A 24,037-nucleotide genomic window follows, 5' to 3' on the forward strand; every position below is an offset into this window, starting at 1 on the left:
GGCGAACCAATGGCCGCCGTGCTAGTCCTATGCGACGTATTCCACCCCGGAGATTTCGCGTGAAACGCGCCCTCGCTCTGCTTTCGCTTCTCTCTGTGGCCGGCATCGCACTGCCCGGCCTCGCCCTGGCCGCCGAGACCAAGCTCTACGGCCGCTACGAATGGGTCAGCCTGCCCGAGCTCGACCAGACCCTGCAGGCCAAGATGGACACTGGCGCCTACACCTCGTCGCTGTCGGCCAAGGATATCCAGATATTCCAGCGCGACGGCGAGGACTGGGTGCGCTTCAAGCTGGCCACCAAGGACGGCGGCGATTCGGTGTACGAGCACAAGCTCTCGCGCATCTCGAAGATCAAGAACCGCACCGAATCCGCCGGCGAGGACGAAGAGGAAGAGGCCAGCCCCGGCCTCAGCCAGCGCCCGGTGATCGAACTGCCGGTGTGCCTGGGCGGCGACCAGCGCACCATCGAGGTCAACCTCACCGATCGCAGCCACTTCAACTACCCGTTCCTGATGGGCACCAAGGGCCTGCGCAAATTCCACGTTGCGGTGGACCCGGGCGAGCGCTTCGTGGCCGGCAAGCCGAGCTGCTCCTGATCCTCGATTGACGCGGCGCGGGGCATGATGGACCCTTCCGGAACTTTCCCGGGAATCGGAATCCCATGCCCCACATCCTCATCGTCGAAGATGAAGCCGCCATCGCCGACACGCTGCTCTATGCCCTGCAGGCCGAGGGTTTCGAGACCACCTGGCTGAACCTCGCCGGCCCCGCCCTCGAACGCCTGCAGCGTGACGCATTCGATCTGGTCATCCTCGACGTCGGCCTGCCCGACATCAGCGGCTTCGAAGCCTGCAAGCAGCTTCGGCGCTTCTCCGAGGTGCCGGTGATCTTCCTCACCGCGCGCAACGCCGAGATCGATCGCGTGGTGGGCCTGGAGATCGGCGCCGACGACTATGTGGTCAAACCCTTCAGCCCGCGTGAAGTCGCCGCGCGGGTGAAAGCCATCCTCAAGCGCACCGCGCCGCGTGAAGCGCCGGCCACGGCGACCGCCGGCAACGGCCCGTTCGAGGTGGACGAAGAGCGCTTCCAGATTCGCTACCATGGCCACTCGCTGGCGCTGACCCGCCACGAATTCCGCCTGCTGCAAACGCTGCTGGCGCGCCCCGAGCGCGTGTTCAGCCGTGAGCAGCTGCTCGATGCGCTGGGCGTCGCCGCCGATGCCGGCTACGAGCGCAATGTCGACAGCCACATCAAGAGCCTGCGCGCCAAGCTGCGCCAGGTCGTCCCCGCCGCCGAACCGATCCAGACCCACCGCGGGCTGGGCTACAGCTACGCGCCGGACAAGAGCTGATGCGCCTGTCGCTGCGGATCTTCCTGGTCTACTTCTTCTTCGTCGGGCTGACCGGCTGGTTCGTCCTGCGCACAGTGATGGACGAAATCCGCCCCGGCGTGCGCCAGTCCAGCGAAGAGACGCTGGTGGATACCGCCAACCTGCTGGCCGAGATTCTCCAGGCCGACGTGAAGAGTGGCACCCTCGACCAGAGCCGGCTGCCCGACATGCTCCGCGCCTACGGCGCGCGCAGCCCGCAGGCCGATATCTGGGGCGTGAACAAGACGGCTGTGAACCACCGCATCTACGTCACCGATGCGCGCGGCATCGTCCTGCTGGACTCCCTCGGCAGGGCCGTGGGCCAGGATTATTCGCGCTGGAACGACGTCTATCGGACCCTCAATGGTGAGTACGGGGCGCGCTCCAGCCGTGAGTCGGCGGACGATCCGGAGTCCTCGGTGATGTACGTCGCTGCGCCGATCCGCGACGGCGAGAAGATCATCGGCGTGGTCTCGGTCTCCAAGCCCAACCGCACACTGCAGCCCTACATTGATCGCTCGCAGCGCCGTCTGGCGTGGCTCGGCGCCGGGCTGATCGTGCTCGGCCTGCTGGTGGGCGCGGGGCTGTCCTGGTGGCTGAGCCGCTCGCTGGATCGCCTGACCCGCTACGCCCAGGCGGTCAGCGAGGGCCGGCGCGCCGAGCTGCCCCGCTACCGCGGCGGCGAGATGGCGCAGTTGGCTGGCGCGGTGGAGCACATGCGTGTGCAGCTGGAAGGCAAGGACTACGTAGAACGCTACGTGCATACCCTGACCCACGAACTGAAGAGCCCGCTGGCGGCGATTCGCGGAGCGGCGGAGTTGCTCGAGGGCGAGATGCCCGACGAGCAGCGTGCGCGCTTCGTCGGCAACATCGCCGGGGAGAGCGAGCGCCTGCAGCAGCTGATCGAGCGCCTGCTGAACCTTGCCCAGGTGGAGCAGCGCCAGGGGCTGGAGGAGCATGTGCCGGTGGCGTTGCACGAGCTGGCGGATGAGCTGATCGATGAGCGCATGGCGCGGGTGCAGGGCGTGCAGCTGGAGAACGCGATTCCCCAGCAGGCATGCGTGGTGGGCGAGCGTTTCCTGCTGCGCCAGGCGCTGGGAAACCTGCTGGACAATGCGCTGGATTTCACCCCGGCCGGTGGCGTGATTCGCTTCGCTGCGCAGCCCGACGGCGAAGGCTGGCGGGTGGACTTGTTCAACCAGGGCGAAGCGATTCCGGAGTTCGCCCTGCCGCGTCTGACCGAGCGTTTCTACTCGCTGCCGCGCCCGATCAGCGGACGCAAGAGCACTGGCCTGGGCCTCAACTTCGTCGCCGAGGTGGCGGCGCTGCATGGCGGTGAGCTGAGCGTCGAGAACGTCGAAGGTGGCGTGCGCGCGAGTCTGTCCCTGCCGTAGACATAAGGCGCCTGTCGGCGCCGCTCGCGGGCATGGCCCGCTCCTACTGGCTGCTCCGCCGCCACATAAAACCCACACAGTCTCCACACTCCGCCCTGAGCGTCGCCACGCGCGGGCCCCAGGCTTGCCCCGTCGTCCACCAACGGAGAAGCCTTCGATGAACCGCCACCTCGGCATCAAGCTCGGCGCCATCGCGCTGTTGATCGTCCTCTTGCTGATACCCCTGCTGATGATCGACGGCCTCGTCGACGAGCGTCAGAACTACCGCGACGAAGTCCTGCAGGACATCGCCCGCAGCGCCAGCTACAGCCAGCAGCTCACCGGCCCGCTGGTGGTCGTGCCCTACACCCGCACCATTCGTGGCTGGCGCCTGGACAAGGCGAGCCAGCAGCGCGTGCTGCAGGAGCGCGAAGTGCGTGGGCGGCTGTACTTCCTGCCGGAAGTTTTCAGCCTCGACGGACAGATGCGCACCGAGCTGCGCCATCGCGGTATCTACGAGGCGCGCCTGTTCCATGCCGAGAGCCAGGTCAGCGGCAGCTTCGTCCTGCCGGCCAACTACGGCATCACCAGCGACCTGGGCAGCTACCGTTTCGACGACCCGCTGCTGGCGGTGGGCATCAGCGACGTGCGCGGCATCGAGAACGCACCGAAGCTGAAGGTCGGTGACGAACTGCGCGACTTCCAGCCGGGCACCCAGAGCCAGTTCCTCGGCAACGGCGTGCATGCGGTGCTGCCACTCAAGGCCAGCGATCACGAGCAGCGATTCGACTACGCCTTCGAACTGTCGCTGCTGGGCAGCAGCCGCCTGGACATCACCCCGGTCGGCCGCGACAGCCAGGTCAACCTGGTCTCGGACTGGCCGCACCCCAGTTTCGGCGGCGAGTTCCTGCCCACCGAACGCAGCGTCAGCGACCAGGGCTTCAGCGCACGCTGGCGTACCAGCTTCTTCGCCACCAACCTGGAGGACCAACTGCGTGCCTGCACCGCGCCGGCCCAGGCGGATGTCGCCCGTGCGGTCGAAGCGGTCGATCCGGACGCCTCCCGTGCCAGTTCGGCGGAGTGCAACGAGTTCGGCCAGCACCGCTTCGGTGTCGCGCTGGTGGACCCGGTGGACCAGTACCTGAAGACCGACCGCGCGGTGAAGTACGCGCTGCTGTTCATCGTCCTCACCTTCGCCGGCTTCTTCCTCTTTGAAGTGCTCAAGCGCCTGTCGGTGCACCCGATCCAGTACGCCCTGGTGGGCATGGCACTGGCGCTGTTCTACCTGCTGCTGCTGTCGCTCTCCGAGCATGTCGGCTTCGAGCTGGCCTACCTGCTGTCCGCTGGCGCGTGCGTCGGGCTGATCGGCTTCTACCTCTGCCACGTGCTGCGCAGCCTGTGGCGCGGAGCCGGGTTCAGCCTCGGGCTGGCTGGGCTCTACGGGATGCTCTACGCGCTGCTCAGCGCCGAGGACTACGCGTTGCTGATGGGTTCGCTGCTGTTGTTCGGCGTGCTCGGTGGCGTGATGGTGCTGACCCGTCACTTGGACTGGTACGGCATCGGCAAGCCCCGTGGCGATGACCTGGAATTTTCACTGGAAGACGTGCGCGTGCAGCGCTGAGGAGAATGGAGATGCCCAACCTGATGCGTTTTTCCCTGTGTCTGTTCGCCGGCCTTCTGCTCAGTGGTTTGTGCCTGCCGGTGCTGATGCTGCTCGGCCGCTTCGACTGGATCGCCCTGCTGGTGGCCACCGGCAAGCCGATGGCGCACCTGGCGCTGTTGCTGCCGGGTGAGCTGTGGACTCAACTCACGGGTGTCGAGGACGCGGCGAACAACCCCCATGTGCGTTCCTTCCTGGAAATGTGCATGGGCGTGGCGCAACTCGGCCTGCTGCTTGCGCTGCCGATCTACCGATTGGGGAAGAAGTGATGAGTGGGTGGAGCGGACTGCGCGAGGAGCGCGAAGTGGGCCGGCGGCTGGCGCGGCGGATCGCCGGGTTGTTCGAACTGGGGCTGGAGCGGCGGGTGGTGCGGGATGAGCGGTTTCAGCGCCGGGCGGTGCGGCGCGGTTTGTGCGAGGTGAAGTTCTGGCGCGCAGGCTTCGCCCTCACCCCAACCCTCTCTCAAAGGGAGAGGGGGCTGGGCGGTGCCGGCTGGCGAGTATGGAGCAAACCGGATCGCTCAATGAGCTGCGCACCGTAGGATGGGTGGAGCGCAGCGATACCCATCCAGGGGTCAGGCAGGAACCGTGGCCTGCATCGACGGCCGCTGACTGACCTCGGCGAACCACTTCGCCAGTTGCGGGTAATCCGCGCGCCAGTCCCAGTGCGGCTGGCGGAAGTCCAGGTAACCCAGGGCGCAGCCCACACCGATGGCGGCGATATCGAAGCGCTCGGCCAGCTCGGAGTGGGCCGGACCGTCGAAGTAGGCGAGGGCGCGGACGATCTTCAGCTGCTGGTTGTCCAGCCACTGGTCCCAGTGTTTTTCCTGCGGACGCATGGCGGTTTCGTAGCGGATCAGCACGGCCGCATCGAGCACTGCGTCCGCCAGCGAGGCGAGGGTGAGACGCCGCCAGCGCGCGGCGCCTTCGCGGGGGATCAGCGGCTCGCCGGCGTGCTGCTGGTCGAGGTATTCGAGGATCACCCGGCTGTCGTGCAGGGTCTGACCGTCGGCCAGACGCAGGGCTGGGATCTTGCCGGCGGGGTTGTCGTGCAGCACGCCGGCGTCCGGCGCGATGGGCGTGTGGACGGCGGCGTACAGCTCCACGGCGTCGACCTGGCCGGTCTCGTGCAGCAGGACCATGACCTTGCGCACGAAGGGCGATGCGGCGGCGTGGAACAGGACGGGACGGGTACTCATCGACAGCAACTCCTGGGGTTCGGTCATCGGTTCAATCGCGGATCAGCACCAGGCGATCGGTGCCGGATTCGGCACCCCACACTTCGCCGGGGCGGCCAAGCAGCTGGCGGACGTTGGCGTGTTCGTGATCGCTGGGGAAGGCCGTGAATTTCTCGCTCTGCGGGTCGAAGCGCAGCAGCGCATTGGCGGAAAAATCGCTCAGCCATACCTGGTCCATGGCATCGACGTAGACCGCATAAGGCTGCGGATGATCGCCCGGCAGCTTCCAGGTTTTCCACTGGTTGTCGCTGGGATCGAAGCGCGCGAGGCTCCCGGCGTTCCACTGGCTGACCCAGAGTCGCCCCACGGAATCTGACCAGAGGCGGCGCGGGCCGCCGTCCTTGCTTGGCGCATCGAAGGGGGTGGCGCTGCCTTCGATGCCGTCGATCTGGCCGATGTAGTTGCCCGCCAGGGAGGCGTACCAGAGACCGCCATCCGGAGCCACGGCGATGCCGTACGGACCCTTGCCGCGCGGCGCCGGCCAGACCTTCAGGTCGCGGCTGTCCGGGTCGAGACGACCGTAGAAACCGTTCTGCCCGGTGAACCACAGCACGCCGTCGTCATCGAATACCGCAGTGTTGAGGTTGGCGTTGGCCGCCTCCTTGGGCAGCGGGATGACTTCCACCCCCAGGCGTTGCGCATCCACGTGGACGATGGCGTTCTGGCCGCTGTCGGTGACCCAGGCATCGCCGTTGCCATCGGCGATCACGCCGTGGGGACTGGAGCCCTTGCCCAGGCTGATCTGTTCGGTCTGCCCGGTCTGCGGATCGAGCCGGCCGAGAACGCCGAGCTTCTGCGCGGTGTACCAGACCTTGCCGTCCTCGGTGGGCGCTACATCGTGTGGGCCGGAGCCCTTGGGCAGGTCGAAGTACTTCACCTCGGCGGCATGGGCGCCGGTGGCCAGCAGCAGGCCGGTCAGGAGCAGGCCGCTCAGGGGGCGGGACAGGACGCAAAGCATGGGGCTCTCCTTGGCAGGGTCCGGATTCAGGTGAGACTGTACGCCGGTCAGTGTGGCCGACGAAACGAAGGAGAACGGCTTGTGACGACGATTTCCGTACGCGGGGCGGCCTGCCGCCAGGGTTCGCCGGTGAACGACGATGCCATCGGCTACACCGCGCAGGCGGCCTGGGTGCTGGATGGTGCGACCAGTCTCGGACAGGGCCTGGTGGGTGGCGAGAGTGACGCGCGCTGGCTGGCGCAGAGCGCCAATGCGCACCTGCAGCGCTTGCTGGAGGAGCAGCCGTATGTACCGACCGACGAGCTGCTGGCGCAATTGCAGGCGGGCATCGCTGCGGACTTCCGGCGTGACTCCGGCGTGGCCGTGAGCCTGGATCTCAACCTGCCCAGCGCTTGCCTGAGCCTGCTGCGGGTGCTGGGCGACGGCTCGCTGGAGTTGCTCAATCTCTGCGATACCTGCATCCACCTGGCCTGGAACGATGGCCGTGTCGAGAGCTTCGGCGACACGCCGCTGGAAGAGATCGATCGCCAGTCGGTGCAGCGCCTGCTGGCGCTCCGTGAGGCGAATCCGCACTGGAGCCATGCGCAGCTCTGGCAGGCCAGTCGTGAATGGGTGCGGTGCAACCGCGCGCGGGCCAACACGCCGGAAGGCTACTGGTGCCTTGACCCGAGCGAGCGCTGGATTCCCCACGTGCAACGCCGGGTGCTCGACCCTGTGGGGCTGAGGGCGTTCATGCTGGTCACCGATGGTTTCGACCGGCTGCTGGACTTCCGCCGCTACGATCTGGGCGCGTTGTTCGCGGCCTTGCCCGAGCGTGGTGTGGAGCCGCTGATCGATGAACTGCGTGCGCTGGAAAGCGCCGATGGTCAGGCGCTGGATTATCCGCGTCTGAAGATCCATGACGATGCGAGCGTGGTCTGGGGAGAGGTGACGGTGGGCATTGCGTAGGGGCGGCCCGCATTGCGCGGGCCACCGGAAGCCTGGGGCGAATAACCTGGAACCGGTTATCCGCCGTTGTGCCGGCGGATAACGCTGGCGCGTTATGCGCCCTACGAGTGCCTGTAGCGCTGCGCGGGCGTCAGAACTTGTAGTTGACGCTGGCGACCACGTTGCGACGGTCGCCGTAGTAGCAGTAGAAGCCGTCGCAGGTGGAGATGTATTCCTTGTCGAATACGTTGTTGGCATTCAGCGCGACGTTCAGGCCGTTGAGGCTGTTGTCGAGGCGGCCCAGGTCGTAGTGCACCGCGGCGTCGTAGACGGTGTAGGAACCGGTGTCGCCGTCCGACTTGTCGCGTACATAGCCCATGCTGCCGATGGCGATGTTGTGGGTCTCGCCGACGTAGCGGGTGCCGAAGCCCAGGCCGAAGCCGTCGAGCAGGCCGTCATGCCAGGTGTAGTCGGCCCACAGCGAGGCCTGATTCTCCGGGGTGAGCGGCAGCGGACGGTTCTTGTCCAGCGGGTTGGCGACCTTGGTCATCTTGCTGTTGGCATAGGTGTAGGCGGCGGTCACCTTGAGGTTCTCGGTGACGTTGCCGACGGCCTCCAGCTCGAAGCCACGGACCTGAGCTTCACCCACCGGGCGGCTGATGAAGTCGCTGCCGGTGAGGACGATGTTCTTGCGGGTCAGGTCGTAGACGGCGGCGCTGAGCATCAGGTCGGTGCCCACCGGCTGGTACTTCACGCCCAGCTCGTACTGCTTGCCGGTGCTCGGCTCGAAGGCCGCGCCGTTGGTGCCACCGGCTTCGGTCTGGAACGACTCGGCATAGGACACGTAGGGCGCCACGCCGTTGTCGAATACGTAGCTGAGCGCCGCGTTACCGCTGAAATTGCTGTCGCGGCGGGTATCGGTAGCGCCATCGGCGTTGTAGAACTTCGAACCGGTGTGGGCCCAGTCCTGGCGACCGCCGAGGGTCAGGCGCCAGTTGTCGAGGGCGATCTGGTCCTGGGCGTACAGGCCGGTATCGCGCATCTTCTGGTTGTAGTCGTTGTACGCGGTGTAGACGACGTTGCTGAAGTCCTGGCCGTAGATCGGCTTGCTGATGTTGCTGGTCGGCGCGGTACCGTACAGCCACTTGTAGTTGGTGTTGGCGCGCTGGTGGTCCAGGCCCAGCAGCAGGGTGTGCTTGAACGGGCCGGTGGAGAAGTCGGCCTGCAGGTTGTTGTCGATGGCGAACTGGCTGATGTCTTCGTCGACCACGTTGGCGCCACGGGAGAGGGTGCCGTCGTCGGCTACCGAGTAGGCGCTGCCGCCGGCGGTGATGCCCTGGAAGGACAGGTCGCTCTTGGTGTAGCGCAGGTTCTGGCGGAACTGCCAGACGTCGTTGATGCGGTGCTCGAACGCGTAACCCAGGGCGTAGTAGGTCTTGTCGTAGAACTCCCAGTCCGGATCACCGAGGTTCTCGTGGTACTTCACCTCGCCTGCCGGCGTGGACAGCTTGGTGCCCTGCAGCGGCAGGAACTGGCTGGTGATGCCGGTATCGTCGCGGTTGAACTGGGAGAGGAAGGTCAGCTTGGTGTCTTCGTCGAAGTTCCAGGTCAGGCTCGGGGCAATGTTGTAGCGCTTGTTGTCGACGTGATCGACCTGGGTGTTGCTGTCGCGCACCACACCGCTGACGCGGTAGAGCAGGTTGCCGGCATCGTCGACCTTGCCGGTGCTGTCGAAGGACATCTGCTTGTGCTCGTAGCTGCCGACCTGCAGCTGCACTTCATGGCTGCTCTCGGCTTCCGGACGGCGGCTGGTCATGTCCAGCAGGCCGCCGGGCGGGGTCTGGCCGTACAGCGAGGAGGCCGGGCCGCGCAGCAGGGCAACGCGCTCCAGGTCCCAGGTTTCCAGCTTGGGCATCACGTAGGAGCCCTTGGGCAGCGGCAGGCCGTCGAGGAACTGGGTCGGCTCGAAGCCGCGCACCTTCAGCCATTCGGCGCGGGTGTCGTTGCCGTAGCTGCTGGCGATCACGCCGGGCATGTAGCGCACTGCGTCGTCCAGGCTCTGCACGTTGCGGTCCTGCATCTGCTCGCGGGTGGCGACGGAGATGGAGCGCGGGGCTTCCAGCAGCGGGGTGTCGGTCTTGGTGCCGGCGCGGGTGCGGGTGGCGAGGTAGCCGACGGTCGGGCCGTCCGGGTCTTCCTGGGTGCCGCTGATGGTGGTGGCGGACATCGACAGGGTGTCGCTGGGCACCGGGCGCAGGCTGTAGCTGCCCGATTCGCTTTCCACCAGTTCCAGCCCGCTTCCCTGCAGCGCCTGGCGCAGTGCGCCGGCGGCATCGTAGCGACCCTGCACGGCGTGCGCGTTGCGACCCTGGGCCAGCGCCGGGTCGAGGCTCAGCGACAGGCCGGCTTCGGCGGCGATGCGGTTGAGGGTGCTGGCGAGCGGGCCGGCGGGTACCTGGTAGTCACGCACGGTTTCGGCGGCGATGGCCGACGAGGTGGCCAGCAGGATAGCGGTGACCAGCAGGCAGGGGCGGAGCGACAGTTCGAACGGGCGGCGCATTGAAAACGACTCCTGAATGAAAACGGTTCTCGATGCCTCCTTGCCGGACGAGAATTGAAAAGTGATAGGGCCGGGTGAAAATTTTTTTCGGGTATTCGCCGAGGCAGCTTTTCCCAGGAGCGGACTCCGTCCGCGACAGGTCCGTATCGCGCGGGATGCCATCGCGGGCATGGCCCGCTCCTACAGGGGATTCAGCCGCGCGGCACCACGCGGGACCACCACTGGCCGTGCTTCTCTATGCGCACCGGTAGCGTCGGTTCCAGCGAGCTGAGCGCCAGGTCGATGTTCTTCAGCGGGAAACTGCCGGTGATGCGCAGGTCCGCCAGCGCCGGGTCCAGCGCCAGGTAGCCGGGGCTGTAGCGCGCCAGCTGGTGGATCAGCTCGCCCAGGCGCACGTTGTCCACCACCAGCATGCCGTGGGTCCAGGCATCGGCGGTGACGCTGTTGGCCTCTAGCGCGCCAAATCCATCGGCGCGCACACGCACCTGCTGGCCCTGGTTGACCACGCGTTCGTCCGGCAGCTGTTCGGGGCGTGCGGCCACGGCGGACTGCAGGACGCTCAGCAAGGTGCTGTCGCCGTCGTCGCGCTCCACCAGGAAGCGCGTGCCAAGGGCACGCAGGCGGCCTTCGTCGGTTTCGACGATGAACGGACGGCTGTCGCCGTGGGCGGTCTCCACCAGGATTTCGCCGCTGAGCAGGACAATGCGCCGCTGCTCGGCGTCGAAGCGCACATCGACGGCGGTGCGGCTGTTGAGCACCAGCCGGGTGTTGTCCGGCAGGCGCAGTTCGCGCTGCTCGCCGGTGGCGGTGACGAGATCGGAGAAGGCATAGCGCACCGGCGTGTAACGGTTGCCGACGCCCAGCGCCAGTGCGCCGACCAGCAGCAACGACAAGCCGGTGCCAGCCAGGCGCCGGACTTTGCGTCGGGATTCGCCCGGCGAGCGCAGCAAGGCGTTGCGCGCTGCCTTGGGTGCGGCGCCGGCCAGGCTGCGGTCGAGCATGCCCAGCTGGCTCCAGGCACGGGCGTGTTCGCTGTGGGCCGAATGCCAGTGGGCGAAAGCTGCTTCATCGTCGGGGCGCGATTCGCCGGAGCCCAGGCGCAGCTGCCAGCTGATCGCCTCGTCCAGTACCTGCAGGGAAACCGGTCCCTTCACGTCGGCTCGCCGTAGAGCGCGACGTAGCACTGGCGCAGGCCCTGGGCGATGTACTGGCGTACGCGCGGCACGGAAACGCCCAGTTGCCCGGCGATTTCGGCGTGGCCCAGGCCGTCCAGGCGGTTGAGCAGGAAGGCGCTGCGCGCGCGGGTGGACAGCTTGCCCAGCAGGCGGTCGATCTCGCGCAGGTCGGCGAGAATCAGACAGTGGTTTTCGGCGGAGGGCTGCACCGCTTCGGGCAGGCATTTCAGTTCGTCGAGGTAGGCCTGTTCCAGCGCCACGCGGCGCCAGTGGTCCACCAGCAGGCCCTTGGCGACGGTCACCAGGAAGGCGCGCGGTTCGCGCAGGGAGGGCAGCTCGCGACGACCGAGTACGCGGACGAAGGTGTCCTGGCTCAGGTCTTCGGCGCGCTGCGGACAGCCCAGGCTGCGATTCAGCCAGGCAGTCAGCCAGTCGCGGTGATCGCGATACAAGGCGCCAACGAGTTCGCCGCTACCCATCTGGATGGCCGACAAGCTACTCCCCCAATGATCTCGAATGGAATCAAGTTAAAAAACGATAACCATTCGCAAATGATCGCAAAGTGCGGTCACGCGCGCAATTGGCACCCGTCGGCTTTTGCTGCCGGTCGCCCGCTTTTCGGCGTCGTTCTACAATCGGGCGACCCTTCTCGCGGAAAGCCTCGCCATGTCAGACCCTGTGTTGATCATCGGTTCCTTCCTCTCGCCCTATGTGCGCAAGGCGCTGGTCCTGCTGGAAATGAAGGGCGTGGACTACCGCATCGACTCCGTCGTGCCCTTCTTCGGCAACGAGGCGTTCGAGCGCCTGAGCCCGCTGCGCCAGGTGCCGGTGCTGGTGGACGGCGAACTGGTGCTGAACGACTCCTCGGTGATCTGCCAGTACCTGGAAGAGCGTTATCCACAGCCGGCGCTGTACCCGGCGGATATCGCCAAGCGCGCCCGCGCCCGCTGGATCGAGGAGTTTGCCGACAGCCGCATGGGCCAGGTGGTGATCTGGCAGCTGTTCGACCAGTTGGTGATCGGCCGCGGCGTGTGGGGCCGTGAGCCGGACGCCGCTTTGTTGGAGCAGACCTACCAGCACGACCTGCCGGCAGTATTCGATTACCTCGAGGCGCAGTTGCCGGAGAGCGGCTGGTTGTTCGGTGAGCTGTCCATCGCCGACATCAGCGTCGCCTGCTTCATGCGCAACGCGCAGTTCGCCCGCTACGAGCTGGATGCCCAGCGCTGGCCGAAACTGGCGGCCATGCTCGCCGCGGCCTTTGCGCTGCCGGCGTTCCAGAAGCTCAACCAGTTCGAACGCGCCATCGCCCGCACGCCCATCGCCCAGCAGCGCGAAGCGCTGATCGCCGCAGGCGCGCCGGTCAGCGAGGTCAGCTACATGCGTGAACAGCCGGTGCGCGGGCCGATGAGCCGCAGTTGATCAGGCCTGCTGCAGGAAGCTCCAGAGTCGCTGCGCGACCGGGCCGTGGGCGCGGTCGCGCAGGCGCGCGGCGACCAGTTCCTCGCGGCGGCCGGGCAGGTGGGTTCCGCTGAGATCGCGCAGGCGACCGTCGGCCAGTTCTTCGGCAATCAGGTGGCGCGGCAGGTGGCCCCAGGCGAGGCCGTGCAGCACCAGCTCCTTCTTCATCGCCTGGTCCGGCACCGTGCATTGCGGCGCTCCCTCGAGGGCAAAGAAGTCCACGGGAGGCGAGTGCCGGGCGCTGTCTCGCATCACGCACTGGGTGAGCGAGCGCAGGTGCTCCGGGCGGATATCCGTGATGTCCGTCAGCAGCCCCGGCGCAATTACCGGGATGAAGTCCACTTGACCCAGGTCCAGCCACTCCAGGCGCGGGTCGGCCTTGTCCACGCGGTGCAGGATCAGCCCGGCCTCGCCATCGAGCAGCCGCTCCAGCGGCCCGCTGACGCTTTCGAAATACAACTGCAGCTGCGTGCGGGGTTGCGTGGCGAAGAAGCGTGCGAGCTTTTCCAGCAGGGTGGGGCGCGGGCAGAAGTCGCCGAGCACCACCCGTAGTTCGCTTTCCTCACCGGCTGCCAGGTGCGCGGCGTGGTCGCGCAGGCTGCCCAGTTCGCGCAGCAGGCCCCGGGCGCGGCGGTGGAAGGATTCGCCGGCGGCCGTCAGGGCGACGCGGTAGCCGCTGCGGTCCAGCAGCTCGAAGCCGAGCTGGCGCTCCAGGCGGGCCACGGCGGCGAAAACCGCGGGGTGGGAACGATGCAATTGCTGGGCGGCGGCCTGGAAGCCGCCGGCTTCGACCACCGCGTCGAAGCACTGCAGGTCGTGCAGGGTGAAGTCGTGCATGTCAGCTTTCCTGACAGAGAGCGTTCGCTCTTTGTAATTTCTTCCAGAGTCCGCCGCAACTAGCCTCGTCTCACACCCCTTGAGGAGAGGCTGCCATGAGCCAGCTGCACTATCTGACTACCCGCGACAATGCGCGCATTGCCTATCGCCTGGACGGCCCCGCCGAGCGGCCCCTACTGGTGCTGTCCAACTCCATCGGCACCGACCTGCACCTGTGGGACGGGCAGGTTGCCGCGCTGAGCGAGCACTTCCGCGTGCTGCGCTACGACGCTCGCGGGCACGGCGCCTCCAGCGTTCCCGCTGGTCCCTATTCACTGGCGCGGTTGGGAGAAGACGTGATCGAGCTGCTCGATTCGCTCGGCGTACAGCGTGCGCATTTCCTCGGACTCTCCCTGGGCGGCTTCGTTGGCCAGTGGCTGGCGCTGAAGGCTCCGCAGCGCATCGAGCGACTGGTGCTGGCGAACACCTCCGCTTGGCTCGGGCCGCAGGAGCAATGGGACGCGCGCATCGCCGACGTACTGGCGGCGGAAGATCTGCAGGGCACTGCGGCGACCTTCCTTGCCAACTGGTTCCCGCCAGCCTGGCTGGATTCGCGGCGGCCGGAGATGGAGCCGTTCCGCGCCACGCTGTTGGCGACCAACCGGCATGGGCTGGCCGGGTCCTTCGCTGCGGTGCAGGAAACCGATCTGCGCAGCGCCTTGCGCAATGTGCGTCTGTCCACGCTGGTGATCGCCGGGCAGTTCGACACGGTGACCGCCGCGGACCACAGCGAGCTGATTGCCCAGGCGATCCCCGGCGCGCGCCTGTTCATGCTGCCGGCGGTGCACTTGTCGAACATCGAGTTTCCCCGTGAGTTCGAAGGTGCGGTGCTGGATTTCCTGCTGGCGCCCTGAACGGACAAGGCCGCCCGAAGGCGGCCTTGTCGTTTATCCACAAGCTCGATAATCCAGGCTCAATGGTGCGCTGCATCCACCGCGATGGGCTCGCCGGAGACATCCGCGTAGCGGCGCTTGCGGTCGGCCAGGGTGTAGTGGATCAGCGCGCCGAGGCCGGCGCCGAAGAACCAGGAGAACTGCGACAGCGCATCGAACGCCGGCACCAGCGCCAGCACGATGGCGATCAGCGCGGCCGGAACGAACGCCGACACGGCGCGCAGGTTCACGCCGCCGCTGTAGTGGTAGGCCGCTTCGCGGCTTTCGCTGTACAGCTCCGGCAGGTTCACCCGGCTGCGGCGTACCAGGTAGTAGTCGGTGACAATGATCCCGTACAGCGGGCCGAGCAGCGCACCCAGGCCGCCGAGGAAATACACGATCACCGCCGGACTGTTGTACAGGTGCCAGGGCAGGATCAGCACCGCGATGGTGGCGCTGAGCAGGCCGGCGCGACGGAAGTTCAGCAGGTTCGGCGCGAGGTTGGTGAGCACGTAGGCCGGGGCGACGAAGTTGGCCATGATGTTTACCGCCACGGTGACGATCAGGAAGGCCAGGCAGGCCAGCACCAGGCCGAAGGTGTTGGGGATCGCGGCGACGATCTCCGTGGGGTTCTGCACCAGCTTGCCGTCGATGCTGAACTGCGCGCCAGCCAGCACCACGGCGATCAGCGCGAAGCCCAGCATGTTCACCGGCAGGCCCCAGAAGTTGCCGACGCTGATAGTGCGGCGGTCCGGGCAGTTGCGGGTGAAGTCGCAGAAATTCAGGATCATGGTGCCGTACAGCGAGACCCACAGCGCTGCGGCGCCCAGGACTTTCAGCCACATCGCCGAGCCGGTCGGCGCGTTGCCGCTGGACCAGGAGATCGACAGACCGGCGCGCCAGTACATCCAGCCGGCGAGGCTGGCGAAGGCCACCAGGATGATCGGGCCGGCGAAGGATTCGTAGCGGCGCACCATCTCCATGCCGTAGGCGAAGATCACCAGTTGCACGCACCAGATGCCGAGGAAGGTGATCCAGCCGAGGGTCGACAGGCCGAGGATCGAGTCATGGTCGTAGGCCGCAAGGCTCGGCGCGATGGCGCTGAGCAGCACGCGCAGGACCACCGAGGCGAGGTAGGTCTGGATGCCGAACCAGGCGATGGCGATCACCGCTCGGATCAGCGCCGGCAACTGCGCGCCGTGGATGCCGAAGCTGATGCGGCACATCACCGGGTAGGGCAGGCCGGTCTTCTGGCCCATGTAGCCGGACAGGTTCATCAGGGCATAGATCACCAGCGCGCCGAGGGCGAACGCGGCGAGGATCTGCGCGCCGCTCATGCCTAGCGCGAAGAGGCCGATGGCGAAGGAATAGTTGGCGATGTTGTGTACATCGTTGGTCCACAGCGCGAACAGGCTGTAGCGCCCCCAGTTGCGGCCGGCGGCCTTGGTCGGGGCTAGGTCGGCGCTGTACAGGCGCGGGCTCAGGGTCGGCGCGGCAGTTTTCGCGCAGGCCGCGCCATCGACAGGTTGGACAGGGGAAACGCCGGACAGGTGGGTAGGGCTGGAGTTCATGGGCTACTCGATTTGTATGCACGGCTTTTTGTGATTTGTGTGCAAAGCCAATTCCATGCCAGTGCAACCGTCTGCCGCCTTCCAGATCTCGCTGGAGGTAGGTTCGAATCCCGCTTGAGCCCTTTATTGGTGCGGCCTTGATGGATGTCCAAGTGGTCAGGAAATTAAATTTCCATAGCAATCATTGACTTGGGAGTCAGGTTGGTTGCGATTCTCGGATATTCAGGGTGGGGATTTTGTACACAATAATTGTGCACATGCGTTACGTGTCCGATTCCCTGTGGTCAGAGTGCATCGCAGGAGGAGTCCACCATTGACTGGGCGTAGCGCCGGTTCCCGGATCGGCAGCCATAAAAAAACCGCCCCGGAGGGCGGTTTCTTCAACGCTTGGCGATGTTCTTACAGACCGTTCTTGGCCTTGAACTCGCGGCGGCGGCGGTGCAGGACCGGCTCGGTGTAACCGTTGGGCTGCTGGGTACCTTCGAGGACCAGTTCCAGCGCGGCCTGGAAGGCCACGTTGTCGTCGAAGTTCGGCGCCATTGCGCGGTACTGGGCGTCACCGGCGTTCTGGCGATCCACCACCGAAGCCATGCGCTTGAGGCTTTCCAGCACCTGCTCCTGGGTGACCACGCCGTGGCGCAGCCAGTTGGCCAGCAGCTGGCTGGAGATACGCAGGGTGGCGCGGTCTTCCATCAGGCCGACGTCGTTGATGTCCGGCACCTTGGAGCAGCCGACGCCCTGGTCGATCCAGCGGACTACGTAGCCGAGGATGCCCTGGGCGTTGTTGTCCAGCTCGTTCTTGATCTCTTCCGCGCTCCAGTTGGTGTTGGCGCTAAGCGGAATGGTCAGGATGTCGTCCACCGAAGCCGGCGCGCGCTTGGCCAGTTCGGCCTGACGGGCGAACACGTCGACCTTGTGGTAGTGCAGCGCATGCAGGGTGGCGGCGGTCGGCGACGGAACCCAGGCGGTGTTGGCGCCGGCCAGCGGGTGAGCGATCTTCTGCTCGAGCATGGCGGCCATCAGGTCAGGCATGGCCCACATGCCCTTGCCAATCTGGGCTTTGCCCTGCAGGCCGGTGGCCAGGCCGACGTCGACGTTGTTGTTCTCGTAGGAACCGATCCACTTCTCGGTCTTCATGGCGCCCTTGCGCACCATGGCGCCGGCTTCCATGGAGGTGTGGATTTCGTCACCGGTGCGGTCGAGGAAGCCGGTGTTGATGAACACCACGCGCTCGGCAGCGGCCTTGATGCAGGCCTTCAGGTTGACGGTGGTGCGGCGCTCTTCGTCCATGATGCCGACTTTCAGCGTGTTGCGCGGCAGGCCCAGCAGGTCCTCGACGCGGCTGAAGATTTCGGCGGCGAAGGCGACTTCTTCCGGGCCGTGCATCTTCGGCTTCACGATGTACACGCTGCCAGTGCGGCTGTTCTTGCGGGTCGCGCTGCCGTTCAGGTTGTGAATGGCGATCAGACTGGTGAACAGGCCGTCCTGGATACCTTCGGGCACTTCGTTGCCCTGGGCGTCGAGGATCGCCGGGTTGGTCATCAGGTGGCCAACGTTACGCACGAACAGCAGGGAGCGGCCATGCAGGCTCAGCTCGGAACCGTCGGCCTTGGTGTAGACGCGGTCGGGGTTCATGGTACGGGTGAAGGTGCTGCCGCCCTTGGAAACCTGCTCGGCGAGGTCGCCTTTCATCAGGCCCAGCCAGTTGCGGTAGACCACGACCTTGTCGTCGGCGTCGACGGCGGCCACGGAGTCTTCGCAGTCCATGATGGTGGTCAGCGCGGACTCCATCAGGACGTCTTTCACGCCAGCGGCATCGGTCTGGCCGATCGGGCTGGTGGGGTCGATCTGGATTTCGAAGTGCAGGCCGTTGTGCTTGAGCAGCACGGCCTTCGGCTTGGCGGCTTCGCCCTGGAAGGCGAGGAACTGAGCGGCGTTCTTCAGGCCGGTCTCGCTGCCGTTCTTCAGGGTCACGGCCAGTGCGCCGTTCTTCACCACGTAGGCGGTGGCATCGACGTGGGAGCCGGATTCCAGTGCGGCGGCTTCGTCGAGGAAGGCGCGGGCGAAGGCGATCACCTTGTCACCGCGGACCTTGTTGTAGCCCTTGCCCTTCTCGGCGCCGTTCTCTTCGCTGATCGCGTCGGTGCCGTACAGTGCGTCGTACAGCGAGCCCCAGCGGGCGTTGGCGGCGTTCAGGGCGAAGCGCGCGTTCATCACCGGCACTACCAGCTGCGGGCCGGCCATGCGGGCGATTTCGTCGTCGACGTTCTGCGGGCTGGCCTGGAAGTCGGCCGGCTCGGGCAGCAGGTAACCGATTTCCTGCAGGAAGGCCTTGTAGGCGACCGCATCATGCGGCTTGCCGGCGCGGGCCTGGTGCCAGCCATCGACTTTCGCCTGGATGTCATCGCGCTTGGCGAGCAGGGCCTTGTTCTTGGGGGCCAGGTCGTTGATTACGGTTTCTACGCCCGCCCAGAACTTGCCGGACTCGATGCCGGTGCCGGGAATGGCTTCGTTGTTCACGAAGTCGAAAAGGACTTTGGCGACCTGCAGGCCACCGACTTGAACGCGTTCAGTCATTGCTTGCCTCACTCTGCTCAGGACCAGCTCTGGACACAGGCAAAACGCCTTGTAGTCCGAGCCGCGGAATACTACATGATGCCGTGGGAAAAATCAGTGGGCTAGCGTCGCGGTTAGACCAAAGTACGCATATCAGTCACGTAGCAGGTCTTATGTTCGCAAATATCATCTGGATTGTTCCAGATAAATCTTAAAACTGTACACGCATTACCCGAACGGGTACCTGTGGCAGCCCGTCGCAGCCGGCTAACCTCGCCGTGCCTATACTGCTTCTTCCCTCCTGGAGAATCCCGCATGTCCGTGACGCTTGCCACCCCCACCGATCTGGATGACCTGGTTCCGCTGTTTTCCGGCTACCTCGATTTCTACGAAGTGCCCGCGCCCCACGCGAAGATTCGCGAGTTTCTCGGGGCGCGCATCGGCAGCGGGCAGTCCACGGTATTCATCGCGCGCAGCATCGATGGGTTGGCGGTAGGCTTCGTGCAGCTGTACCCGTTCTTCGCTTCCCTGGCGCTGCAGGCGTCGTGGTTGATCAGTGACCTCTATGTGCTGCCCGCTGCGCGCCGCGATGGCTATGGCGAGGCGCTGATGAACGCCGCCCGCGCCCACGGTGAAGCGACCGGCGCCTGCGGCCTGATGCTGGAGACGGCGAAGACCAACCATGCTGGCCAGTCGCTGTACGAGCGCCTGGGATACCAGCGGGACGACAAGTTCTACACCTATTGGCTGGACCTCACGGCCTAGCCCTTCGCGGAGACTGCTCATGGACCACCTCGTATTGACCGTCATCGCCCAGGACCAGCCCGGTCTGGTGGAGCGCGTGGCCAAATGCATCGCCGCCCATGGCGGCAACTGGCTGGAAAGTCGCATGTCGCGCATGGCCGGGCAGTTCGCCGGGATCCTTCGCGTGGCGGTTCCCGCCGAAGGCTATGACGAGCTGGTGGAAGGTCTGCAGGAGCTGAGCGAGCACGGCATCCGCGTGCTGCTGGCGGAAAGCGGCATCGAGCCGGCCTGCAACTGGAAGCCGATCCATCTCGACCTGGTGGGCAACGACCGCCCCGGCATCGTCCGCGATATCACCCAGCTGCTGGCCGAGCATGGCGTGAACCTGGAGAGCCTGACCACCGAGGTGCTCCCCGCGCCCATGAGTAGCGAGCCGCTGTTCCATGCCGAGGCGCTGCTGGCCGTGCCGCTGACCCTGCCGTTGGAAACCCTGCAGCAGAAGCTGGAAGAGCTGGCCGATGACTTGATGGTGGAGCTGAATTTCCACAGCGGGGAATGACCGTCCCGCTCTGACCGCAAGGCTTGTGGAAAAACCTGTGGGCTCTCTGTTGATGGATTGACAGAGGGCCCATTCTATTTAGGTTTCACGTCGATCTGTTTATCCACTTCCTGCCTCGCCGCTGTGCACAAATTGCGGGGATCGTACCGTGGGCATTCTGTTGATAAGTGGCTGTAGCCTCCTGTTTATGGGCTCTCCAGTGTATTGATCGTTTTCTGCACAAGGCTGGTGCGGCGAACTGAGCGACCCGGACTTTCCAGACGCTGTGCACAAAACCACTGGAAGAGTCTGTGGAGAAGCCGTTCATGGAACGCTGCAGGCCGCGCAGCCTATGGCTTTAACAGGGTTGTCCACTTTCTGGGCGGGCGGCGTTTTTCCATCCACACAAGGCGTGGATCAGCCTGTGGAAAAGCCGGGGGAACATCTCTGGAGGCCAGGAATAACGTGGATTACATGGAATTGAGCAAATATTGATCATGCTGCTGTGTGCAGCCAGAGAGGATTGCACTGGAAGTGGGAGGTGAGGCGGCTTGTGGAAGAAACAGCCGTTATCCCCGCAATCGCGGGATAGAGCTGTGGACAATCTGCGGGTGACTGCCTGCAAGCCACAGTTGGTGTGGCTTGCAGGCAGTGGATCAATTAATGATCAATCCCCGCGGGCGAGGCGGTACCAGATGTCCACGCTGTAGACGACCAGGCCGGCCCAGATGCAGCAGAGGGAAATCAGGCGCGTGGTGTCCAGGTGCTCGCCAAACAGCAGGATCGCCTGCAGCAGCACCAGGGTTGGCGCCAGGTACTGCAGGAAGCCCAGTGTCGCGTAAGGCAGGTGGCGCGCGGCAGCGTTGAAGCACACCAGCGGCACCAGGGTGATCGGGCCGGCGGCAGCGAGCCAGATGGCGTCCCTGGTGGTCCAGAAGTCCGCGTGCACGCTCGGGCCATCGGCGGACAACACGAGGTAGCCGATCGCCAGTGGCAGCAGGATCCAGGTCTCTACCACCAGGCCGGGCAGGGCAGCCACCGGCGCCTGCTTGCGGATCAGCCCGTAGAAGCCGAAGGTCAGCGCCAGCGCCAGGGATACCCAGGGCAGGCTGCCCAGTTGCCACAGCTGCTGTGCCACGCCCAGCGCGGCGAGGCCGACCGCGACCCACTGCAGCGGGCGTAGGCGTTCGCGCAGGATCACCAGGCCCAGCAATACGTTGATCAGCGGATTGATGTAGTAGCCCAGGCTGGCCTCGATCATGTGGCCGTTGTTGACCGCCCAGACGTAGACCAGCCAATTGCTGGCGATCAGCAGGCCGCTGGCGGTGAGCACCGCGATGCGCTTGGGGTTCTCGCGCAGCTCGCGCCACCAGCCGGGGTGTTTCCACACCAGCAGGAGCAGGGCGCCGAACACCGCCGACCAGATGGCCCGGTGGGTGATGATTTCCAGGGCGGGGATGCGTTCGAGCAGCTTGAAGTAGATCGGGAAGAGTCCCCAGATGACGTAGGCAGTCAAGCCCAGGGCGTAGCCCCGGCGGGGGTTGGCGGTGGCCATGGAACATCCTTGGTTAGGCAGCTAATGAGTGGCTGCACAATTCTAGGGCGCTCGTGCTGGCTTGTCTGTGCCGCTTCGCTGGATGTCCCAGTGGCGCTGGCGAATGTGCGTAACGATGCCGTTACGGGGTTGTGGATAACGTCACGCCAGCGGAGTCGACCTGTAGGAGCGGGCCATGCCCGCGATCGCGCCCATGGGGCACTCCTGCAGATTGTCAGTGGGATGTCCGCGAGATTGCTGAATGAACGCGGAAATCAGAACAGCCGCAGCGGCTCCTCATCCAGCGCTGCCAGCTGCTCGCGCAGCACCAGCACCTGTTCGCCCCAGTAACGCTCGGTGCCGAACCAGGGGAAACTCGGCGGGAACGCCGGGTCGTCCCAGCGCCGCGCCAGCCACGCGCTGTAGTGCATCAGGCGCAGGGCGCGCAGGCCCTCGATCAGCGGCAGCTCGCGTGGGTCGAAGTCGTGGAACTCCTGATAACCGTCCACCAGTTCCGAGAGCTGCCCGAGGCGCTCCTGGCGCTCGCCGGCGAGCATCATCCACAGGTCCTGCACGGCCGGGCCCATGCGGCAGTCGTCGAGGTCGACGACGTGGAAGGTCTCGTCGCGGCACAGCAGGTTGCCGGGGTGGCAATCGCCGTGCATGCGGATGGGCGTGTACTTCGTTCGGGCGTAGAGGGCGTCGACCTTCTTCAGCAGGTCGCGAGCCACGGATTCGTAAGCCGGCAGCAGGCTCTTGGGAATGAAGTTGCCTTCCAGCAGGGTGGCCAGGGACTGGTGGCCGAAGTTCTGTGGCGTAAGCGCCTCGCGGTGCTCGAACGGGCGGTTGGCGCCCACGGCGTGCAGGCGGCCGAGCAACTGGCCGAGTCGATAGAGCTGGTCGAGGTTGCCCGGCTCCGGCGCGCGGCCGCCACGGCGGGGGAACAGGGTGAACCGAAAGCCTGCGTGCTCGAAGAGGGTCTTGCCTTCATGCACCAGCGGCGCCACCACCGGCACTTCGCATTCGGCCAGCTCGGCGGAGAAGGCGTGCTCCTCGAGGATCGCCTCGGTGGTCCAGCGGCCGGGTCGGTAGAACTTGGCGATCAGTGGCTCGCTGTCCTCGATGCCCACCTGGTAGACGCGGTTCTCGTAGCTGTTGAGCGCGAGTACGCGGGCGTCGCTGAGAAAACCGATGCTTTCCACCGCATCCAGCACCAGGTCGGGGGTGAGGTCGGAGAAGGGATGGGACATGGCGACGTTCCGGCAATGGTAAAGCTGCCTAGTTTACCCAGTCCGCTCTGTTTGGGTGCGCAGTCGCCTCAGTGGTCAGCGCAGTGTTTTTTCAGGTACTCGACGAAGTCCGTGGCGAGCGCCCGGCGCTCGCCCTTCACCAGGGTCAGCTTCTGCATCGTGCGGGCTTTGCACTCGAGCCTTTGCGAGGGCTTGTCGGTGTTGTGCAGCGGCGTCAGCAGCAGGTCGTAGGGCGTGCCCTGGCGGACCTGTTCGGCGAGTTCGCCTTCGCCGCCGCCGATCAGCAGGACCTTGTTGTGGGTGGCGAGCTGGTACTGGTCAACCAGTGGTTCCAGCGTCGGCATCAGTTCGGTGCTGGCGCCGACCCGCAGGACATCGGGGCCGGCCTGGCTAGCCAGGGGCAGGGAAAGCAGGAACGGCAGGGCAAGCAGGGCGAGCGAGCGGCGCATGGTGGGAGCTCCGATTGACCACGGCCCCGCCCGACCCCGGGCGGGACTCAGGCGGTTATTGGAGCGCGCCGCGCACTCGTCGGGCTTGATATGAGGCAGGGAAACCCATTTGCCGGGGCGACTACAGCGGCGTACCGAGGATCACCTGCGCCGGGGAGAACTGCGCGCGCACCGCCGAACCGGCTTGCAGGCCGAGGATTTCGATGCGCTCCGGGTCGGTCAGGGCGCAGAGCATCTGGCCGCTGGGCAGCTGGATGCGCACTTCGCTGGGGCCGTCTTCGGCTTCGCGGATGTCATCGACGTGGCCTTCCAGCGCGTTCAGGCCCTCCGGGCAGGGGATGTGCGGCAGGTCGACGTAGAGCCAGCCGGCCTTCATCAGCGCCACCACCGGCACGCCGTCGGCCAGTTCCAGCTTCTCGGTGCTTTCGCGGGTGACCCGCGCCTGGATGCGCGAGCCGCCAGGCAGTTCGATGCACACCAGGTCGTTGAGGCCGGACGGCTCCACCGAGCAGACGCGCCCGTGAAGCTGGTTGCGTGCGCTGGTGCGCATCATCAGGCGGCCGATCAGTTCCAGGTCGGCCTGGTGCTCGACGTGCTCGACAATGTGCTCGCGCAGGGCTTCCAGGCGCTGGTAGAGCGCCAGCAGGCGTTCGCCTTCGGCGGTCAGGCGCGCGCCTCCACCGCCCTTGCCGCCGACGCTGCGTTCCACCAGCGGCCGGTCGGAGAGGTTGTTCAGTTCATCGATGGCGTCCCAGGCGGTCTTGTAGCTCATCCCGGCGGCCTTGGCGGCGTGGGTGATCGAGCCGAGCTGGGCGATCTGCGCCAGCAGGGCGATGCGCTGCGGGCGGCGGGTAACGTGTTGGGTCAACAGGCTGAGGGTGGTCATGGTTTCGCGGGTACTTATTGGTATGCGACGAGGCTCCGTTGCTG

General features: G+C 65.8%; 23 protein-coding genes. 11 read left to right on the forward strand and 12 right to left on the reverse strand.

Annotation, left to right across the window (positions count from 1 at the left end):
* The first annotated feature begins 59 nt into the window (after positions 1-59).
* From rloA2 to IB275_RS02430, 6 genes are all read left to right on the forward strand, one after another.
* The gene (gene rloA2 / locus IB275_RS02405) at positions 60-596 is read left to right on the forward strand and encodes a retropepsin-like aspartic peptidase RloA2 (protein WP_081519648.1); all 537 of its coding nucleotides are present in this window, start codon (positions 60-62) and stop codon (positions 594-596) included.
* A 65-nt stretch (positions 597-661) separates the two neighbouring features.
* Positions 662-1,351 carry a two-component system response regulator CreB gene (gene creB, locus IB275_RS02410; RefSeq protein WP_192293715.1) on the forward strand — a complete coding sequence of 230 codons (690 nt, stop codon included), beginning with the start codon at positions 662-664 and terminating at the stop codon, positions 1,349-1,351.
* Entirely contained in the window at positions 1,351-2,763 is a 1,413-nt protein-coding gene (gene creC, locus IB275_RS02415; RefSeq protein WP_192293714.1) for a two-component system sensor histidine kinase CreC, read from the forward strand. Before creB ends, creC begins: the two co-directional genes overlap by 1 nt.
* 157 nt (positions 2,764-2,920) lie before the next feature.
* Positions 2,921-4,363 (forward strand): cell envelope integrity protein CreD, encoded by a 1,443-nt coding sequence (gene creD, locus IB275_RS02420; protein WP_192293713.1) that lies wholly within the window; start codon positions 2,921-2,923, stop codon positions 4,361-4,363.
* Positions 4,364-4,374: 11 nt separating this feature from the next.
* Entirely contained in the window at positions 4,375-4,671 is a 297-nt protein-coding gene (locus IB275_RS02425; protein ID WP_138213057.1) for a hypothetical protein, read from the forward strand.
* Positions 4,671-4,943 carry an ABC transporter substrate-binding protein gene (locus IB275_RS02430; protein ID WP_192293712.1) on the forward strand — a complete coding sequence of 91 codons (273 nt, stop codon included), beginning with the start codon at positions 4,671-4,673 and terminating at the stop codon, positions 4,941-4,943. Before IB275_RS02425 ends, IB275_RS02430 begins: the two co-directional genes overlap by 1 nt.
* 33 nt (positions 4,944-4,976) lie before the next feature.
* Here the strand turns inward: IB275_RS02430 and IB275_RS02435 are convergent, their stop codons facing one another.
* Together IB275_RS02435 and IB275_RS02440 are read right to left on the reverse strand one after the other, a co-directional pair.
* Positions 4,977-5,606 carry a glutathione S-transferase family protein gene (locus IB275_RS02435; protein WP_412548198.1) on the reverse strand — a complete coding sequence of 210 codons (630 nt, stop codon included), beginning with the start codon at positions 5,604-5,606 and terminating at the stop codon, positions 4,977-4,979.
* 25 nt (positions 5,607-5,631) lie between these two features.
* Positions 5,632-6,597 (reverse strand): Vgb family protein, encoded by a 966-nt coding sequence (locus IB275_RS02440; RefSeq protein ID WP_192293710.1) that lies wholly within the window; start codon positions 6,595-6,597, stop codon positions 5,632-5,634.
* Positions 6,598-6,678: 81 nt separating this feature from the next.
* Between IB275_RS02440 and IB275_RS02445 the strand changes: the two genes are divergently transcribed.
* Entirely contained in the window at positions 6,679-7,545 is an 867-nt protein-coding gene (locus IB275_RS02445) for a protein phosphatase 2C domain-containing protein (protein WP_192293709.1), read from the forward strand.
* A 130-nt stretch (positions 7,546-7,675) separates the two neighbouring features.
* Here IB275_RS02445 and IB275_RS02450 read toward each other — a convergent pair whose 3' ends face one another.
* From IB275_RS02450 to IB275_RS02460, 3 genes are all read right to left on the reverse strand, one after another.
* Entirely contained in the window at positions 7,676-10,084 is a 2,409-nt protein-coding gene (locus IB275_RS02450) for a TonB-dependent siderophore receptor (protein WP_192293708.1), read from the reverse strand.
* Between the two features lie 191 nt (positions 10,085-10,275).
* Positions 10,276-11,238 carry a FecR domain-containing protein gene (locus tag IB275_RS02455; RefSeq protein WP_192293707.1) on the reverse strand — a complete coding sequence of 321 codons (963 nt, stop codon included), beginning with the start codon at positions 11,236-11,238 and terminating at the stop codon, positions 10,276-10,278.
* Positions 11,235-11,738: an RNA polymerase sigma factor gene (locus tag IB275_RS02460; RefSeq protein WP_405307719.1), complete on the reverse strand. Its 504-nt coding sequence runs from the start codon at positions 11,736-11,738 to the stop codon at positions 11,235-11,237. Before IB275_RS02460 ends, IB275_RS02455 begins: the two co-directional genes overlap by 4 nt.
* A gap of 187 nt (positions 11,739-11,925) precedes the next feature.
* On the opposite strand from IB275_RS02460, the gene IB275_RS02465 reads away from it, so the two are divergent.
* Positions 11,926-12,678, forward strand: a complete 753-nt coding sequence (locus IB275_RS02465; protein WP_192293705.1) for a glutathione S-transferase family protein — start codon at positions 11,926-11,928, stop codon at positions 12,676-12,678.
* On the opposite strand, the gene IB275_RS02470 is transcribed toward IB275_RS02465, so the two are convergent.
* Complete coding sequence (locus tag IB275_RS02470) at positions 12,679-13,554, reverse strand: LysR family transcriptional regulator (protein WP_192293704.1); 876 nt, start codon at positions 13,552-13,554, stop codon at positions 12,679-12,681.
* A gap of 95 nt (positions 13,555-13,649) precedes the next feature.
* Here IB275_RS02470 and pcaD point away from each other — a divergent pair, with 95 nt between their 5' ends.
* The gene (gene pcaD, locus IB275_RS02475; RefSeq protein ID WP_192293703.1) at positions 13,650-14,447 is read left to right on the forward strand and encodes a 3-oxoadipate enol-lactonase; all 798 of its coding nucleotides are present in this window, start codon (positions 13,650-13,652) and stop codon (positions 14,445-14,447) included.
* Positions 14,448-14,506: 59 nt separating this feature from the next.
* Here the strand turns inward: pcaD and IB275_RS02480 are convergent, their stop codons facing one another.
* Both IB275_RS02480 and IB275_RS02485 read right to left on the reverse strand, forming a co-directional pair.
* A complete protein-coding gene (locus IB275_RS02480; protein ID WP_192293700.1) occupies positions 14,507-16,036 on the reverse strand; it encodes an NCS1 family nucleobase:cation symporter-1 in 1,530 nt (509 codons plus the stop codon).
* A 399-nt stretch (positions 16,037-16,435) separates the two neighbouring features.
* Positions 16,436-18,613: a malate synthase G gene (locus tag IB275_RS02485; protein WP_192293698.1), complete on the reverse strand. Its 2,178-nt coding sequence runs from the start codon at positions 18,611-18,613 to the stop codon at positions 16,436-16,438.
* Positions 18,614-18,907: 294 nt separating this feature from the next.
* On the opposite strand from IB275_RS02485, the gene IB275_RS02490 reads away from it, so the two are divergent.
* Both IB275_RS02490 and IB275_RS02495 read left to right on the forward strand, forming a co-directional pair.
* A complete protein-coding gene (locus IB275_RS02490) occupies positions 18,908-19,357 on the forward strand; it encodes a GNAT family N-acetyltransferase (RefSeq protein ID WP_192293696.1) in 450 nt (149 codons plus the stop codon).
* Between the two features lie 19 nt (positions 19,358-19,376).
* Positions 19,377-19,895: a glycine cleavage system transcriptional repressor gene (locus IB275_RS02495; protein ID WP_045212798.1), complete on the forward strand. Its 519-nt coding sequence runs from the start codon at positions 19,377-19,379 to the stop codon at positions 19,893-19,895.
* A gap of 646 nt (positions 19,896-20,541) precedes the next feature.
* On the opposite strand, the gene rarD is transcribed toward IB275_RS02495, so the two are convergent.
* The 4 genes from rarD to IB275_RS02515 all read right to left on the reverse strand — a co-directional run bounded on the left by rarD (position 20,542) and on the right by IB275_RS02515 (position 23,993).
* Positions 20,542-21,429, reverse strand: a complete 888-nt coding sequence (gene rarD / locus IB275_RS02500) for an EamA family transporter RarD (protein ID WP_192293694.1) — start codon at positions 21,427-21,429, stop codon at positions 20,542-20,544.
* A gap of 254 nt (positions 21,430-21,683) precedes the next feature.
* Entirely contained in the window at positions 21,684-22,658 is a 975-nt protein-coding gene (locus tag IB275_RS02505; RefSeq protein WP_138213042.1) for a serine/threonine protein kinase, read from the reverse strand.
* 68 nt (positions 22,659-22,726) lie between these two features.
* Positions 22,727-23,107, reverse strand: a complete 381-nt coding sequence (locus IB275_RS02510) for a substrate-binding domain-containing protein (RefSeq protein ID WP_081519668.1) — start codon at positions 23,105-23,107, stop codon at positions 22,727-22,729.
* Positions 23,108-23,228: 121 nt separating this feature from the next.
* Positions 23,229-23,993: a TOBE domain-containing protein gene (locus IB275_RS02515; protein WP_138213040.1), complete on the reverse strand. Its 765-nt coding sequence runs from the start codon at positions 23,991-23,993 to the stop codon at positions 23,229-23,231.
* Between the last annotated feature and the right edge of the window lie 44 nt (positions 23,994-24,037).

Origin of the sequence: Pseudomonas sp. PDM21, assembly GCF_014852505.2 — a bacterium.
Taxonomy (GTDB): domain Bacteria; phylum Pseudomonadota; class Gammaproteobacteria; order Pseudomonadales; family Pseudomonadaceae; genus Pseudomonas.

Bases quoted from the DNA above. Each gene is read 5' to 3' on its own strand.
- rarD (WP_192293694.1), bottom strand. From the start codon at position 21,429: ATGGCCACCGCCAACCCCCGCCGGGGCTACGCCCTGGGCTTGACTGCC.
- IB275_RS02480 (WP_192293700.1), bottom strand. From the start codon at position 16,036: ATGAACTCCAGCCCTACCCACCTGTCCGGCGTTTCCCCTGTCCAACCT.
- pcaD (WP_192293703.1), top strand. From the start codon at position 13,650: ATGAGCCAGCTGCACTATCTGACTACCCGCGACAATGCGCGCATTGCC.
- creC (WP_192293714.1), top strand. From the start codon at position 1,351: ATGCGCCTGTCGCTGCGGATCTTCCTGGTCTACTTCTTCTTCGTCGGG.
- IB275_RS02430 (WP_192293712.1), top strand. From the start codon at position 4,671: ATGAGTGGGTGGAGCGGACTGCGCGAGGAGCGCGAAGTGGGCCGGCGG.
- IB275_RS02490 (WP_192293696.1), top strand. From the start codon at position 18,908: ATGTCCGTGACGCTTGCCACCCCCACCGATCTGGATGACCTGGTTCCG.
- IB275_RS02450 (WP_192293708.1), bottom strand. From the start codon at position 10,084: ATGCGCCGCCCGTTCGAACTGTCGCTCCGCCCCTGCCTGCTGGTCACC.
- IB275_RS02425 (WP_138213057.1), top strand. From the start codon at position 4,375: ATGCCCAACCTGATGCGTTTTTCCCTGTGTCTGTTCGCCGGCCTTCTG.
- IB275_RS02460 (WP_405307719.1), bottom strand. From the start codon at position 11,738: ATGGGTAGCGGCGAACTCGTTGGCGCCTTGTATCGCGATCACCGCGAC.
- IB275_RS02440 (WP_192293710.1), bottom strand. From the start codon at position 6,597: ATGCTTTGCGTCCTGTCCCGCCCCCTGAGCGGCCTGCTCCTGACCGGC.
- IB275_RS02465 (WP_192293705.1), top strand. From the start codon at position 11,926: ATGTCAGACCCTGTGTTGATCATCGGTTCCTTCCTCTCGCCCTATGTG.
- IB275_RS02485 (WP_192293698.1), bottom strand. From the start codon at position 18,613: ATGACTGAACGCGTTCAAGTCGGTGGCCTGCAGGTCGCCAAAGTCCTT.
- IB275_RS02510 (WP_081519668.1), bottom strand. From the start codon at position 23,107: ATGCGCCGCTCGCTCGCCCTGCTTGCCCTGCCGTTCCTGCTTTCCCTG.
- IB275_RS02505 (WP_138213042.1), bottom strand. From the start codon at position 22,658: ATGTCCCATCCCTTCTCCGACCTCACCCCCGACCTGGTGCTGGATGCG.
- creD (WP_192293713.1), top strand. From the start codon at position 2,921: ATGAACCGCCACCTCGGCATCAAGCTCGGCGCCATCGCGCTGTTGATC.
- IB275_RS02470 (WP_192293704.1), bottom strand. From the start codon at position 13,554: ATGCACGACTTCACCCTGCACGACCTGCAGTGCTTCGACGCGGTGGTC.
- IB275_RS02515 (WP_138213040.1), bottom strand. From the start codon at position 23,993: ATGACCACCCTCAGCCTGTTGACCCAACACGTTACCCGCCGCCCGCAG.
- IB275_RS02495 (WP_045212798.1), top strand. From the start codon at position 19,377: ATGGACCACCTCGTATTGACCGTCATCGCCCAGGACCAGCCCGGTCTG.
- creB (WP_192293715.1), top strand. From the start codon at position 662: ATGCCCCACATCCTCATCGTCGAAGATGAAGCCGCCATCGCCGACACG.